The sequence below is a fragment of the Bradyrhizobium sp. Arg816 genome (genome assembly GCF_029989365.1).
Taxonomy (GTDB): domain Bacteria; phylum Pseudomonadota; class Alphaproteobacteria; order Rhizobiales; family Xanthobacteraceae; genus Bradyrhizobium.
Genome location: NZ_JAPRAQ010000099.1, coordinates 1 through 584, shown reverse-complemented (window position 1 = coordinate 584; position 584 = coordinate 1). Strand labels below are relative to the sequence as shown.

1 protein-coding gene is annotated in these 584 nt (G+C 62.8%); it reads left to right on the top strand.

Annotation, left to right across the window (positions count from 1 at the left end; translation table 11 throughout):
- Positions 1-584, top strand: a 584-nt coding sequence (locus OWC48_RS45990) for an IS3 family transposase (RefSeq protein ID WP_282525927.1), incomplete at both ends; no start/stop codon positions are given.

The window sequence follows — 584 nt, the reverse complement described above, 5'->3', positions numbered from 1 at the left end:
TATCTCAGCCTTCGGCCTGACGACGCGACCATTCGCGTCCGGCTGCGCGAGTTGGCGTCGGTGCGCCGGCGCTTTGGCTATCGCCGTCTGCTTCTCATGATCCGCAGTGAAGGCGTGCTTATCAACCACAAGAAGCTGAGGCGGCTGTATGCCGAGGAGCGGCTGCAGGTTCGCCGGCGAGGTGGACGCAAAAGAGCTCTCGGAACACGGGTTCCGATGGAGTTGCCGCAGGGACCGAACCAGCGCTGGTCACTGGATTTCGTCAGCGACACGCTGACCGACAGCCGACGCTTCCGTATCCTGGCTGTCGTTGATGACTTCACCCGGGAATGCATCGCATTGGTGGCCGACACGTCGTTGTCGGGGATCCGGGTGGGTCGTGAGCTCGATGCCGCGATCGCCCGACGAGGCCGCCCAACGATGATCGTCAGCGACAACGGGACCGAGCTCACCAGCATGGCCATCCTGCGTTGGTCGCAGCTCACCCGGATCGAGTGGCACTACATCGCGCCGGGCAAGCCGCAGCAGAATGCCTTCGTGGAAAGCTTCAATGGACGACTGCGCGACGAGTTGTTGAACGAGAC